Source organism: Pseudomonas plecoglossicida NBRC 103162 = DSM 15088, from assembly GCF_000730665.1.
Classification (GTDB): domain Bacteria; phylum Pseudomonadota; class Gammaproteobacteria; order Pseudomonadales; family Pseudomonadaceae; genus Aquipseudomonas; species Aquipseudomonas plecoglossicida.
In genome coordinates this window covers 92,994-107,116 of record NZ_BBIV01000004.1, presented here as the reverse complement: position 1 = coordinate 107,116, position 14,123 = coordinate 92,994, and the positions used below count along the sequence as shown (strand labels likewise).

The 14,123-nt window shown below is 64.2% G+C and carries 14 protein-coding genes; 12 read left to right on the top strand and 2 right to left on the bottom strand.

Going from position 1 to position 14,123, the window contains the following annotated elements; all coding sequences use genetic code 11:
• Positions 1–134 precede the first annotated feature (134 nt).
• The 4 genes from PPL01S_RS02325 (at position 135) to PPL01S_RS02310 (ending at position 3,246) form a co-directional block, all read left to right on the top strand.
• Entirely contained in the window at positions 135–482 is a 348-nt protein-coding gene (locus PPL01S_RS02325; protein WP_028625230.1) for an ArsC family reductase, read from the top strand.
• Positions 483–513: 31 nt separating this feature from the next.
• Positions 514–1,548, top strand: a complete 1,035-nt coding sequence (gene dapD / locus PPL01S_RS02320) for a 2,3,4,5-tetrahydropyridine-2,6-dicarboxylate N-succinyltransferase (RefSeq protein ID WP_016392317.1) — start codon at positions 514–516, stop codon at positions 1,546–1,548.
• Positions 1,549–1,630: 82 nt separating this feature from the next.
• On the top strand, positions 1,631–2,836 hold the full coding sequence (locus PPL01S_RS02315; protein WP_028625229.1) for a cysteine desulfurase: 1,206 nt from the start codon (positions 1,631–1,633) through the stop codon (positions 2,834–2,836).
• Positions 2,833–3,246: a SufE family protein gene (locus PPL01S_RS02310; RefSeq protein ID WP_016392319.1), complete on the top strand. Its 414-nt coding sequence runs from the start codon at positions 2,833–2,835 to the stop codon at positions 3,244–3,246. Before PPL01S_RS02315 ends, PPL01S_RS02310 begins: the two co-directional genes overlap by 4 nt.
• Positions 3,247–3,284: 38 nt before the next feature.
• On the opposite strand, the gene tcdA is transcribed toward PPL01S_RS02310, so the two are convergent.
• Positions 3,285–4,094: a tRNA cyclic N6-threonylcarbamoyladenosine(37) synthase TcdA gene (tcdA, locus tag PPL01S_RS02305; RefSeq protein ID WP_016392320.1), complete on the bottom strand. Its 810-nt coding sequence runs from the start codon at positions 4,092–4,094 to the stop codon at positions 3,285–3,287.
• Between the two features lie 132 nt (positions 4,095–4,226).
• On the opposite strand from tcdA, the gene PPL01S_RS02300 reads away from it, so the two are divergent.
• From PPL01S_RS02300 to PPL01S_RS02285, 4 genes are all read left to right on the top strand, one after another.
• The gene (locus PPL01S_RS02300; protein ID WP_028625228.1) at positions 4,227–6,818 is read left to right on the top strand and encodes a glycosyltransferase; all 2,592 of its coding nucleotides are present in this window, start codon (positions 4,227–4,229) and stop codon (positions 6,816–6,818) included.
• A gap of 120 nt (positions 6,819–6,938) precedes the next feature.
• Entirely contained in the window at positions 6,939–8,090 is a 1,152-nt protein-coding gene (gene dapE, locus PPL01S_RS02295; protein WP_016392322.1) for a succinyl-diaminopimelate desuccinylase, read from the top strand.
• Positions 8,090–8,902 carry a putative RNA methyltransferase gene (locus PPL01S_RS02290; RefSeq protein WP_016392323.1) on the top strand — a complete coding sequence of 271 codons (813 nt, stop codon included), beginning with the start codon at positions 8,090–8,092 and terminating at the stop codon, positions 8,900–8,902. The genes dapE and PPL01S_RS02290 overlap by 1 nt, the downstream gene beginning before the upstream one ends.
• A gap of 17 nt (positions 8,903–8,919) precedes the next feature.
• Positions 8,920–9,297, top strand: a complete 378-nt coding sequence (locus tag PPL01S_RS02285; protein WP_016392324.1) for a hypothetical protein — start codon at positions 8,920–8,922, stop codon at positions 9,295–9,297.
• 92 nt (positions 9,298–9,389) lie between these two features.
• Here PPL01S_RS02285 and PPL01S_RS02280 read toward each other — a convergent pair whose 3' ends face one another.
• The gene (locus tag PPL01S_RS02280; RefSeq protein WP_003252255.1) at positions 9,390–9,599 is read right to left on the bottom strand and encodes a cold-shock protein; all 210 of its coding nucleotides are present in this window, start codon (positions 9,597–9,599) and stop codon (positions 9,390–9,392) included.
• Between the two features lie 242 nt (positions 9,600–9,841).
• On the opposite strand from PPL01S_RS02280, the gene plsB reads away from it, so the two are divergent.
• From plsB to PPL01S_RS02260, 4 genes are all read left to right on the top strand, one after another.
• A complete protein-coding gene (gene plsB, locus PPL01S_RS02275) occupies positions 9,842–12,328 on the top strand; it encodes a glycerol-3-phosphate 1-O-acyltransferase PlsB (RefSeq protein WP_016392325.1) in 2,487 nt (828 codons plus the stop codon).
• A 77-nt stretch (positions 12,329–12,405) separates the two neighbouring features.
• Positions 12,406–12,801 (top strand): YbaY family lipoprotein, encoded by a 396-nt coding sequence (locus tag PPL01S_RS02270; RefSeq protein ID WP_016392326.1) that lies wholly within the window; start codon positions 12,406–12,408, stop codon positions 12,799–12,801.
• A 70-nt stretch (positions 12,802–12,871) separates the two neighbouring features.
• Positions 12,872–13,270, top strand: a complete 399-nt coding sequence (locus tag PPL01S_RS02265; RefSeq protein WP_016392327.1) for a YbaY family lipoprotein — start codon at positions 12,872–12,874, stop codon at positions 13,268–13,270.
• 33 nt (positions 13,271–13,303) lie between these two features.
• Positions 13,304–13,990: a DUF4197 domain-containing protein gene (locus PPL01S_RS02260; RefSeq protein WP_016392328.1), complete on the top strand. Its 687-nt coding sequence runs from the start codon at positions 13,304–13,306 to the stop codon at positions 13,988–13,990.
• Positions 13,991–14,123 lie beyond the last annotated feature (133 nt).

Here is a 14,123-nt window from a genome sequence, read left to right as displayed (position 1 = left end):
GCGCAAATATGTAACACGTTGATACGTCTGCTCGGGTGCACACACGTGGCACTAAAAGGATCGATCCCGCATAATCCCGCGACTGACTATCAGACAGGGAGAGATTGGGGAAACTTTTGACCCCAATGCACACAATGACCCATACGCTCTACGGCATAAAAGCCTGTGACACCATGAAAAAGGCGCGCACCTGGCTCGAAGACAAAGCCATCGCCTACGAATTCCATGACTACAAGACCCAAGGCATCGACCGCGACAGCCTGAACCGCTGGTGCGACGAACACGGCTGGGAAGTCATCCTCAACCGTGCAGGCACCACCTTCCGCAAGCTCGACGACGCCAGCAAGGCCGACCTCGACCAGGCCAAGGCCGTGGAACTGATGCTGGCCCAGCCGTCGATGATCAAGCGCCCGGTGCTCGACCTTGGCGAGCGCACGCTGGTCGGTTTCAAACCCGATCTTTACGCCGCCGCGCTGACCTGAGCCCCTACCCTATTTCGCACGAGGTAATCACATGTCCAATACCCTGTTCAGCCTGGCCTTCGGTGTCGGCTCCCAGAACCGCCAGGGCACCTGGCTGGAAGTGTTCTACGCACAGCCCCTGCTCAACCCGAGCGCCGAGCTGGTTGCCGCAGTAGCGCCAATCCTCGGCTACGAAGGTGGCAACCAGGCCATCGCCTTCAGCAATGCCCAGGCCGCCCAGCTGGCCGAAGCCCTGAAAGGCGTCGATGCCGCCCAGGCTGCCCTGCTGACCCGCCTGGCCGAGAGCAACAAGCCGCTGGTCGCCACCCTGCTGGCCGAAGACGCAGCCCTGACCTCGACCCCAGAGGCCTACCTCAAGCTGCACCTGCTGTCGCACCGCCTGGTCAAGCCGCATGGCCTGAGCCTGGCAGGCATCTTCCCACTGCTGCCAAACGTGGCCTGGACCAACCAGGGCGCCGTCGACCTGAGCGAACTGGCCGAACTGCAACTGGAAGCACGCCTGAAGGGCGAGTTGCTGGAAGTGTTCTCGGTGGACAAGTTCCCGAAAATGACCGACTACGTGGTCCCGGCCGGCGTGCGTATCGCCGACACCGCCCGTGTGCGCCTGGGCGCCTACATCGGCGAAGGCACCACCATCATGCACGAAGGCTTCGTCAACTTTAACGCCGGCACCGAAGGCCCGGGCATGATCGAAGGCCGCGTTTCCGCTGGCGTGTTCGTCGGCAAGGGGTCGGACCTGGGCGGCGGCTGCTCGACCATGGGCACCCTGTCCGGTGGCGGCAACATCGTCATCAAGGTCGGTGAAGGCTGCCTGATCGGCGCCAACGCCGGTATCGGCATCCCGCTGGGCGACCGCAACACCGTCGAGGCCGGCCTGTACATCACCGCCGGCACCAAGGTGAACCTGCTGGACGAGAACAACGAGCTGGTCAAGGTCGTCAAGGCCCGTGACCTGGCTGGCCAGACCGACCTGCTGTTCCGCCGCAACTCGCTCAACGGCGCCGTCGAGTGCAAGACGCACAAGTCGGCCATCGAGCTGAACGAGGCGCTGCACGCCCACAACTGAGAACTCCCCGCGGGTTCGAAGTGTTAAGATCGGGTCTGGCGCACTCACGCCAGACCCGATTTTCATTCCAGGCCCCGTGATCATGTTCCAGCCCTCCCCCTGGCGTGCCGACTTCCCCGCCATCGCCGCCCTGCAACGGCAGCACCAGACCTACCTGGACAGCGCCGCCACAACCCAGAAGCCCCAGGCCCTGCTCGATGCCCTGAGCCATTACTACGGCCATGGCGCGGCCAACGTTCACCGCGCCCAACACCTGCCCGGCGCATTGGCGACCCAGGCCTTCGAAGGTAGCCGGGATAAAGTGGCCGCCTGGCTCAATGCGCCAGAGTCGCGACAGATCGTGTTCACCCATGGCGCCACTTCGGCGCTGAACCTGTTGGCCTATGGCCTGGAGCACCGCTTCGAGGCGGGCGACGAGATCGCCGTCAGCGCCCTTGAGCACCACGCCAACCTGCTGCCCTGGCAGCAACTGGCACGGCGCCGCAACCTGCGTCTGGTGGTATTGCCGCTGGACGTCCACGGTCGCATCGACCTGGAGCAAGCGCTGCAACTGATCGGCCCACGCACCCGGCTGCTTGCGGTCAGCCAGTTGTCCAACGTGCTCGGTACCTGGCAGCCGCTGGCGGGGTTGTTGGCCCATGCCCACGCCCAAGGCGCGCTGACCGTGGTCGATGGCGCCCAGGGCGTGGTGCATGGTCGCCATGACGTGCAGCAACTGGGCTGCGACTTCTACGTCTTCTCCAGCCACAAGCTGTACGGCCCCGAAGGCGTCGGCGTGCTCTACGGGCGCAGCCAGGCGCTGGAATTGCTGCGCCATTGGCAGTTCGGCGGTGAGATGGTGCAACTGGCCGACTACCAGGAGGCAAGCTTCCGCCCGGCCCCCTTGGGTTTCGAGGCGGGCACCCCGCCGATCGCCGGCGTGATCGGCCTGGGCGCAACCCTGGATTACCTGGCCGGCCTCGATGCCCATGCTGTCGAGGCCCATGAAGCGCACCTGCATCAGGGGCTGCTACGCGGCCTGGTCGATCGCGAGGGTGTGCGTGTGCTCGGCACCCCGCAAACCGCCTTGGCCAGCTTCGTCATCGAAGGCGTGCATAACGCCGACATCGCGCACCTGTTGACCGAGCAAGGCATTGCCGTGCGCGCAGGCCATCACTGCGCCATGCCTTTGCTCAAAGGCCTGGGCCTGGAAGGCGCGATTCGCGTTTCGCTGGCGCTGTACAACGACAGCGATGACCTGCAACGCTTCTTCGATGCCCTCGACCAGGGCCTGGAGCTGTTGCGATGAGTATGTCGGCAGAGGCCCAAAAGGCACTGGACGTCTTCGCGCAGGCACGCGGCTGGGAGCAGCGGGCACGGTTGCTGATGCAGATGGGCGACAGCCTGGAACCGCTGGGCGACGCGGACAAGTCCGAAGCCAACCGCGTGCATGGCTGTGAAAGCCTGGTGTGGCTGGTGGCTGAGCAGCGCGATGGCCATTGGCGCTTCAAGGCCAGCAGCGATGCGCGGCTGTTGCGCGGGCTGCTGGCACTGCTGCTGGTGCGAGTGCAGGGGTTGTCCGGCACTGAACTGGCTGGGTTGGACCTACAGGACTGGTTTACCCAGCTTGGGCTGGAACGCCAACTTTCGCCATCACGCAGCAATGGGCTGCATGCAGTGTTGCAGCGCATGGCGGAATTGAGCCGAAATCTGCAGTGACCCCACCTTGCTTCTGTGGGAACCCGCTTTACGATTGGCTATTGAGCCTTCACCCGCTCCGACGGCCGACGAGCACCGGCTACCAGTTTCTCCACGGCCTTGCTCGCCGCGACCATGCCAAAGGTCGCGGTCACCATCATCACCGCACCAAAGCCCCCCGCGCAGTCCAGGCGCACGCCTTCGCCAACGAAGCTCTTCTGCAGGCAAACGCTGCCATCCCCTTTGGGATAACGCAGCTGCTCACTGGAAAACACGCACGGCACACCGTAGTTGCGGCTGACATTGCGCGAGAAGTTGTAGTCACGGCGCAAGGTCGAACGCACCCGTGAAGCCAGCGGGTCGTTGAAGGTCTTGTTGAGGTCGCCGATCTGGATCTGCGTGGGGTCGATCTGCCCCCCCGCCCCGCCGGTGGTCACGATGGCAATCTTGCGACGCCGGCACCAGGCGATCAGCGCCGCCTTGGCCATCACGCTGTCGATGCAATCGATGACGGCATCGAGGTGCTCGGTGATGTACTCGGCCATGGTGTCACGGGTGACGAAATCGGCCACTGCATGCACCGTGCACGCCGGGTTGATCGCCCGCAGACGCTCGGCCATCACCTCGACCTTGGGGCGCCCGACCAGGCCTTCCAGGGCATGGGCCTGGCGGTTGGTGTTGCTGACGCAGACATCGTCGAGGTCGAACAGGGTGATTTCGCCCACACCACTGCGCGCCAGGGCCTCGGCCGCCCACGAGCCGACCCCGCCGATACCGACGACTGCCACGTGGGCCTGGCTCAGGCGCTGCAGCCCTTCGTCGCCGTAAAGCCGGGCGACGCCGGCGAAGCGTGGATCTTCTGTGCTCATGTGACTACCCCGAAGCTCATACCGCAAAATCGGCGCGCATTATAGGCCAGTGGCCGCCACCAGCTCCATCGTTAGGAAAAATCCTACAGTTGCTGCTCTAATGTCCTAACACTTGGACAGAATTGGATCACAATGTCTTCACGCAAATTCGGCCTCAACCTGGTTGTGGTGCTGGCCATCGCCGCGTTGTTCACCGGGTTCTGGGCGCTGGTCAATCGCCCAGTGTCCGCGCCTGCCTGGCCAGAACAGATCTCCGGCTTCTCATACTCGCCATTCCGCCTCGGGGAAAGCCCGCAAAAGGGCCAGTACCCCAGCGACGACGAGATGCGCCAGGACCTGGAGCAGATGAACAAGCTGACCGACAGCATCCGCATCTATACCGTCGAAGGCTCCCAGGCCGACATTCCGCGGCTGGCCGAGGAGTTCGGCTTGCGGGTGACCCTGGGCATCTGGATCAGCCCCGACCTGGAACGCAACGAGCGCGAGATCGCCACAGCCATCCAACTGGCCAATACCTCGCGCAGCGTGGTGCGCGTGGTAGTGGGCAACGAAGCCCTGTTCCGCGAAGAGGTTACCCCCGAAGCTCTGATCCAGTACCTGGACCGGGTGCGTGCCGCAGTCAAGGTGCCGGTCACCACCAGCGAACAGTGGCATATCTGGAAGGAACACCCGGAGCTGGCCAAGCACGTCGACCTGATCGCCGCGCACATCCTGCCCTACTGGGAGTTCGTGCCGATGCAGGACTCGGTAGCGTTCGTCCTCGACCGCGCCCGCGAGCTCAAGCAGCAGTTCCCGCGCAAGCCCTTGCTGCTTTCGGAAGTCGGATGGCCGAGCAATGGCCGCATGCGCGGCGGTGCCGACGCGACCCAGGCCGACCAGGCCATCTACCTGCGCACGTTGGTCAACACCCTCAACCGCCGTGGCTACAACTACTTCGTCATCGAAGCCTACGACCAACCCTGGAAAGCCAGTGACGAAGGCTCGGTGGGGGCCTACTGGGGGGTGTTCAACGCCGAACGCCAGCAGAAGTTCAACTTCGAGGGGCCGGTGGTAGCGATCCCACAATGGCGTGCACTGGCGGTCGCCTCGGTGGTGCTGGCGATGATCGCCCTGACCGTGCTGCTGATCGATGGCTCGTCCTTGCGCCAGCGCGGCCGAACCTTCCTGACGTTCATCACCTTCCTGTGTGGTTCGGTGCTGGTGTGGATCGGCTACGACTACAGCCAGCAGTACAGCACCTGGTTCAGCCTCACCGTCGGGGTGTTGCTGGCATTGGGTGCGCTGGGCGTGTTCATCGTGTTGATGACCGAGGCCCACGAACTGGCCGAAGCAGTGTGGATCCACAAACGCCGCCGGGAGTTCCTGCCAGTGCAGAGCGACAGCGCCTACCGGCCGAAAGTCTCGGTGCATGTGCCGTGCTACAACGAACCGCCCGAGATGGTCAAACAGACCCTGGACGCCCTGGCCGCGCTCGATTACCCGGATTACGAAGTCCTGGTGATCGACAACAACACCAAGGACCCTGCCGTGTGGGAGCCGCTCAAGGCCCACTGCGAAACGCTCGGCGAGCGCTTCAAGTTCTTCCATGTCTCGCCCTTGGCCGGCTTCAAGGGCGGCGCACTGAACTACCTGATCCCGCACACGGCCAAGGATGCCGAAGTCATCGCCGTGATCGACTCGGACTACTGCGTCGACCGTAACTGGCTCAAGCACATGGTGCCGCACTTCGCCGACCCGAAGATCGCCGTGGTGCAATCGCCGCAGGACTACCGCGACCAGCACGAAAGCGCCTTCAAGAAGCTGTGCTACAGCGAGTACAAGGGCTTCTTCCATATCGGCATGGTCACCCGCAACGACCGCGACGCGATCATCCAGCATGGCACCATGACCATGACCCGGCGCAGCGTACTCGAGGAACTGGGCTGGGCCGAATGGTGCATCTGCGAAGATGCCGAACTGGGGCTGCGGGTCTTCGAGAAAGGCCTGTCGGCGGCCTATGCCCACAACAGCTATGGCCAGGGCCTGATGCCCGACACCTTCATCGACTTCAAGAAGCAGCGCTTCCGCTGGGCCTACGGCGCCATCCAGATCATCAAGCACCACGCTGCCGCCTTGCTGCGCGGCAAGGGCAGCGAGCTGACCCGCGGCCAGCGCTACCACTTCCTGGCGGGCTGGTTGCCATGGATCGCCGACGGCATGAACATCTTCTTCACCGTAGGCGCGTTGTTGTGGTCGGCGGCGATGATCATCGTGCCGCACCGGGTCGACCCGCCACTGATGATCTTCGCCATTCCGCCCCTGGCGCTGTTCTTCTTCAAGGTAGGCAAGATCATCTTCCTGTACCGCCGTGCGGTGGGGGTCAACCTCAAGGACGCCTTCGCCGCGGCGCTGGCCGGGCTGGCCTTGTCGCACACCATTGCCAAGGCGGTGCTCTACGGGTTCTTCACCAGCAGCATGCCGTTCATCCGCACGCCCAAGCATGCCGACAGCCACGGTGTGCTGGTGGCGATTTCCGAAGCGCGCGAAGAGCTGTTCATCATGCTGCTGCTGTGGGGCGCCGCTGCTGGCATCTGCCTGGTGCAAGGGCTGCCGAGTTCGGACATGCGCTTCTGGGTGGCGATGCTGCTGGTGCAGTCGTTGCCGTACCTGGCGGCATTGGTGATGGCGCTGTTGTCGTCGCTGCCCAAGCCTGCGGACAAGGTGGCAGAACCGCAGGAGGCTTGAAATGGACGGGGCTGCCGGCGATCGGGGCGCGCAGCGGCCCCTTAGCCCGTGCCGACGCTCCAGTTTTGATATAAGATAACGCCCCTCGTTTCCCCGCCTTACCTTGCCCCGGAGTCCCCCATGACGGCCCCTGCCGAGCTCTCGCCCACCCTTCAACTGGCCTGCGACCTGATCCGTCGCCCTTCGGTCACCCCCGTCGACGCCGACTGCCAGGCGCAGATGATGAATCGCCTGGGCGCCGCGGGCTTCCAGCTCGAACCGATGCGCATCGAGGACGTCGACAACTTCTGGGCCAGCCACGGTACCCACGACGGCCCGGTGCTGTGCTTCGCCGGCCACACCGACGTGGTACCCACAGGCCCGGTGCAGCAGTGGCAACATGAACCCTTCGCGGCGTTGATCGATGCCGACGGCATGCTCTGCGGCCGCGGCGCCGCGGACATGAAAGGCAGCCTGGCGTCGATGGTGGTCGCCAGCGAGCGCTTCGTGCGCGACTACCCCGACCACCGCGGCAAGGTCACCTTCCTGATCACCAGCGACGAAGAAGGTCCCGCACACCACGGCACCAAAGCCGTGGTCGAGCGCCTGAAGGCACGCAACGAACGCCTGGACTGGTGCATCGTCGGCGAACCGTCCAGCACCACCCTGCTCGGCGACGTGGTCAAGAACGGCCGCCGTGGCTCGCTCGGCGCCAAGCTGACCGTGCGCGGCAAGCAGGGCCACGTGGCCTACCCGCACCTGGCGCGCAACCCGATTCACCTGGCCGCACCCGCGCTGGCGGAACTGGCTGCCGAGCATTGGGACGAAGGCAATGCGTTCTTCCCGCCGACCAGTTTCCAGATCTCCAACCTCAATTCGGGTACTGGTGCCACCAACGTGGTCCCGGGCGAGCTGAGCGCGCTGTTCAACTTCCGTTTCTCCACCGAGTCGACCGTCGAAGGCTTGCAGGCACGGGTTTCGGCGATCCTCGACAAACATGAGCTGGACTGGTCGATCGACTGGGCGCTGTCGGGCCTGCCCTTCCTCACCGAGCCGGGCGAACTGCTCGACGCGGTGGCGGCCAGCATCAAGGGCGTCACCGGCCGCGACACCCAGCCGTCCACCAGTGGCGGCACCTCCGATGGCCGCTTCATCGCCACCATGGGTACTCAGGTGGTCGAGCTGGGCCCGGTCAATGCCACCATTCACCAGGTCGACGAGCGAATCCTGGCCAGCGATCTCGACTTGCTGACCGAGATCTACTACCAGACCCTGGTGCGGTTGCTCGCCTGATGCTCGCCTGCCCAATCTGCCAGGCCGCCCTCACGCGCCTCGACAACGGGGCCGTGTGCCCCGCCGGCCACCGCTTCGACCGCGCACGCCAGGGTTACCTGAACCTGTTGCCGGTGCAGCACAAGAACAGCCGTGACCCAGGCGACAACCAGGCCATGGTCGAGGCGCGCCGGGACTTCCTCGACGCCGGCCACTATGCGCCCGTGGCTCGCCGCCTGGCGGAACTGGCTGCCGAGCGCAAGCCCGGCGCCTGGCTCGACATCGGCTGCGGCGAGGGCTACTACACCGCGCAACTGGCCAAGGCGCTGCCCCAGGCCGAGGGCTATGCCCTGGACATCTCCCGCGAAGCGGTCAAACGCGCCTGCCGCCGCGACCCTGGCGTGACCTGGATGGTCGCCAGCATGGCACGCGTGCCGCTGGCCGACGCCAGCTGCCAGTTCATCGCCAGCGTGTTCAGCCCGCTCGACTGGGCCGAGGCCAAGCGCCTGCTCAGCCCCGGCGGCGGCCTGATGCGGGTTGGCCCGACCAGCGGCCACCTGATGGAGCTGCGCGAGGTGCTCTACGATGAAGTACGCCCCTACGCCGACGACAAGCACCTGGCCCTGGTGCCGCCAGGCATGGCCCACGCCCACAGCGAAACCCTCGAGTTCCGCCTGAGCCTGGCCGAGCCCAAGGCCCGCGCCGACCTGCTGGCGATGACCCCGCACGGCTGGCGCGCCAGCGCCGAGCGGCGTGCGCAGGTGATCGACCAGCCCGAGCCGTTCGAGGTCACGGTTTCCATGCGTTATGACTATTTCGTGCGCCAAGACTGAGCATACCCGGAGCCCTTATGCGCCAACCTGATATCGAGATCTACCTGAAGGACACCGACGTCGACCACCAGCAGATTGCCAGGTGGCTGGCCGAGGCGATCGGCCCGTGCAGCGAATGGCAGCAGAAAGGCCAGACCTTCAAATGCCGAGCCGGTAACATTCCGGTCACTTGGTTACCCAAGGCTGTAGGGAAATGGAACAGCCTGTACCTGGAAAGCGACCAGACGCCCTGGGCCGATGACATTGCCTGCGCCCGTGCCGCGTTCGCCGCGCTTGGCGTGGAAGTGCGCTGCGCACCGGGTGGCTGGGTCGAGGAAGACGGAGAAGAGGATGCCGATCGCTGGATCCGCATCAGCGCCGACGGTGAAGAGGAAATCACCTGGCGCACCTCATGAGCTGCAAGCTTTGAGCTACAAGCGTCAAGAGGGTTCGCATCAAGCTGCAAGTTACACGGTCAACTTGCAGCTCGAAGCTTGTAGCTTGAGGCTCAGAGCCCGACTACGTCCTCGGCTTGCAGGCCTTTCTGGCCCTGCACGCAGGCGTATTCCACCCGCTGCCCTTCGACCAGGGTACGATGCCCCTCACCGCGGATCGCCCGATAGTGGACGAACACATCCGCACCACCCTCGCGCTGAATGAAGCCATAGCCCTTGGCATCGTTGAACCACTTTACATTCCCAGTCTCACGAGACGACATCTGAACTACTCCGGATTTTTATTGTGAAGATCGCCTTGCAGGCACGGGGTACCTACCACGTGCCGACGCCGCTTGCTGAAATATCCTGCAAGTGGCAGGCCGAGTATATGTCATGGATGAAATAATTTTTATGACTGCGGCGCCGCTTGCAGGATTTTGCTGAACTTGCGCAGATCCGGCAGACTATTCGGCTGCATTCGCGGCTAAATTATCCTCTGTCATCACACCCAGGGCACAACCCCATGACCCGTTCCCCCCTGCGCCGCCTGATCTTCGGCGCCTTGCGTCGCCTGTTGTACCTGTGGGTGCGCTCCGAGACCATCAACCAGTCGTCCATGAGCCTCAACCTCGACCGCAGCCGGCCGGTGTTCTATGCCCTGCCGTCGCCATCGCTGAGCGACCTGGCAGTGCTCGACCACGAGTGCACCAAGGCCGGGCTGCCGCGCCCGGTTCTACCGGTGGCCGTGGGCCAGTTGCACGAACCCGCCGGGTTCTTCTACCTGACGCCGGACCCGGACTGGCTGGGCCGCCACGACAAGCGGGGCGCTCCGCCCACGCTGGAGCGCGTGGTCGCCGCCGTGAACCAGCACCCCGAGGAGGATGCGCAGATCATTCCGGTCAGCGTGTTCTGGGGGCAGACCCCAGCGAGCGAATCCAGCCCCTGGAAGCTGCTGTTCGCCGACAGCTGGGCCGTTACAGGGCGCCTGCGCCGGCTGCTGACCATCCTTATCCTGGGGCGCAAGACCCGTGTGCAATTCTCCGCGCCCATCCACGTGCGCGAACTGGTGCAGCACAACAAGGGGCATGAACGCACCGTGCGCATGGCCCAGCGCCTGATGCGCGTGCATTTCCGCAACCTCAAGACCGCGGTGATAGGCCCGGACATTTCGCACCGGCGCAACCTGGTCAAAGGCCTGGTGCACGCCCCGCTGGTCCGTCAGGCCATTGCCGAAGAAGTGCAGCGCGAAAACATCCCCCAGGCCAAGGCAGAGGCCCAGGCGCTGCGCTATGGCAACGAGATCGCCTCGGACTACACCTACACCGCGATCCGTTTCCTCGAGGTGGTGTTGAGCTGGTTCTGGAACAAGATCTACGACGGCATCAAGGTCAACCACATCGAACAGGTGCAAGGCATCGCCCCGGGTCACGAAGTGATCTACGTGCCGTGCCACCGCAGCCATATCGACTATTTGCTGCTGTCCTACCTGCTGTTCCGCAATGGCCTGACGCCACCGCACGTCGCCGCCGGCATCAACCTCAACATGCCGGGGATCGGCGGCCTGCTGCGCCGTGGCGGCGCCTTCTTCATGCGCCGCACGTTCAAGGGCAACCCGCTGTACACCGCCGTGTTCAACGAATACCTGCACACCCTGTTCAGCAAGGGCTTTCCGGTGGAGTACTTCGTCGAAGGCGGGCGCTCGCGCACCGGGCGCATGCTGCAGCCGCGCACCGGGATGCTGGCGATCACCTTGCGCAGCTTCCTGCGCTCGTCGCGCACGCCGATCGTCTTCGTCCCCGTGTACATCGGCTACGAACGGGTGCTCGAAGGCCGCACCTACCTGGGCGAACTGCGTGGGGCGAGCAAGAAGAAGGAATCGATCTTCGACATCTTCAAGGTCGTCGGCGCGCTGAAGCAGCGTTTCGGCCAGGTCTACGTCAACTTCGGCGAGCCCATTCGCCTGGCCGGTTTCCTCGACCAGCAGCAACCCGGCTGGCGCCAGCAGGAACACGGCCCGCAGTTCCGCCCGGCCTGGCTCAACGAAGCCACCACACGCCTGGGCGACACCGTGGCCCGCCACCTGAACGAGGCGGCGGCGATCAACCCGGTCAACCTGGTGGCCCTGGCCTTGCTGTCCACCAGCCGCCTGGCCCTGGACGAACAGGCCCTGACCCGCGTGCTCGACCTGTACCTGGCGCTGTTGCGCAAAGTGCCGTATTCCGCCCACACCACCCTGCCCGAAGGCGACGGCAAGGCCCTGATCGAGCACGTCAGGGGCATGGACCTGCTGGCCGAGCAGAAAGACGCCCTGGGCCGCATCCTGTACCTGGACGAAGCCAACGCGGTGCTGATGACCTATTACCGCAACAACGTCCTGCACATCTTTGCCCTGCCGGCGTTGCTGGCGAGCTTCTTCCACAGCAGCTCGCGGATGAGCCGCGAACTGCTCGGCCAGTACGTGCACGCGCTGTACCCGTACCTGCAAGCCGAACTGTTCCTGCGCTGGGAGCCTGCGCAACTGGACGAAGTGATCGACCAGTGGCTGGCTGCGCTGGTCGAGCAAGGCCTGCTGCGCCTGGAGGGCGAGGTGTACATTCGCCCCGCCCCCAGCTCGCGCCAGTTCGTCCTGCTGACCCTGCTCGCCCGCACCATCACCCAGACCTTGCAGCGCTTCTACATGGCCACCTCGCTGTTGCTCAACAGCGGCCAGAACAGCCTCAGCGCCGAAGAACTGGAAGACCTCTGTGTGATGATGGCCCAGCGCCTGTCCATCCTGCATGGCCTGAACGCCCCGGAATTCTTCGACAAGACCCTGTTCCGGCACTTCATCCAGACCTCGATCAGGCAAGGCGTGCTGCACCCAGGCGCTGACGGCAAGCTTGGCTACAGCGAAAAGCTCGGCGAACTGGCCGAGGGCGTGGCCAAGCGCGTACTGTCGGCCGAGCTGCGGTTGTCGATCCGACAAGTCGCGCTGCACCGTGATGAGGCTACGGAGGCGGTCATCGGGTAAGGCTTCTCGCTGCTTCCGGTTATGCCGATGGGACGAGGATGGGTGGCTTGTCCCCCAATCCCATTCGGAGTACAGACATGAGCGACGCTTCCATCCAATCGCTGAGTATCGAGATCGTGGCCTCGAGTGACGGCACGCTACCGCCTTCCGCCCTCGTGCAAGTGAGCCTGGACGATGTGTCACGGGCCGATGCGTCCGCCATCTGCAATGCCCAATTGCGCTTGCGCTGCGGGGGCACGATGCCGATCAACCTGCGCCTGAACTATGACAGCCTGCAGATCGACCCTCGCCACACCTACGCGGTGGCGGTTCGTATCGAACAGGATGGCCAACTGCGGTACATCAACACACGCGCCCATGAAGTCGAACTCGACAAGGTCAAGGGCAAGGTCCGGGTCATCGTCGACAAGATCGACTCGATGAGCGATGGCATACACGGTGGTACCTGGATCGATACCCCCACTGATCGCTGATTGATTGTGGAAAATCCGCTAAAGTCCCCGGGGTTGGCCAAAAGCCGGCCCCAAGGACACCGGAGATTCCATGAAAAAGCTCTTTATGCTGTGTTGCGCATCCCTGCTCGCAGCCTGTACCAGCAACACCCCATCGACCCAGGCCAGCCTGGACGGTGAAGTCTTCTACCTGCAGCGCATCGCCTTGCCACCTGCGGCTACCTTGAGTGTCAGCCTGCAAGATGTTTCGCTGATGGACGCCCCGGCTGTGACCCTGGCCAGCCAGGCCGGCCCGATCAGGGGCAACGTGCCATTGCCCTTCCACCTCAGCTATGACCCCGCCCAGATCAAGCCCGGCCACCGCTACGCGGTCAGCGCCCGCATCGAACTGGACGGCAAGCTGCTGTTCATCAATACCGAGCACCACGGCGTCAAGCTCGACGGCAGCGACCCACAGCCGGTGCGGATCAAGGTCGATCCGGTGCGCTGACGCGCTTTTGTTCTCGTTCAGAAGGAATGCCCCATGATTCGCTCTTCCCTGCGCTTCACCACGCTGTGCGCCGGCTTGCTGTTGTCGGCCAGTGCCCTGGCCCTGTCGCTGGGCGACCTGAGCCAGAAGGATGCCACCGGCGGCCTGAAGGACGCCCTCACCCAAGGCGCCCAGCTGGCGGTCAAGCAACTGAGCACCCCGGGCGGCTTCAGCAACAACCCGGACGTTCGCATCGAACTGCCAGGCAACCTCGGCAAGGCCGCCAAGGCCATGAAGATGTTCGGCAAAGGTGACCAGGTCGAGGCCCTGGAAGCCAGCATGAACAAGGCCGCCGAAGCTGCAGTGCCGCAGGCCCAGGCAATCCTTGTCGATGCGGTGAAGAACATGAGCGTGACCGATGCCAAGGGCATTCTCAGCGGCGGCGACGATTCGGCTACCCAGTACCTGAACAAGAGCAGCCGCGAGCAGATCCGCGCCAAGTTCCTGCCCATCGTCAAGCAAGCCACCGACAAGGTCGGCCTGGCCCAGCAGTACAACAGCTTCGCAGGCCAGGCCAAGGGCCTGGGGCTGATCAAGACGGATGCCAATATCGAGAACTACGTGACCGAGAAGGCGCTGGACGGGTTGTTCGAAATGATTGGCAAGCAGGAACAGAGCATTCGCCAGAACCCGGCACAGGCAGCTACCAGCCTGGCCAAGAAGGTGTTTGGCGCGCTTTGATGGCCAAAGGGGGGCTGCTTTGCAGCCCATCGCCGCGGTTCGTCGCCACGACAAGCCGGCTCCCATAGGTACAGCACAGTTTTCAACAGCTGTGTCGAACCTGTGGGAGCCGGCTTGCCGGCGATGGGAGGGC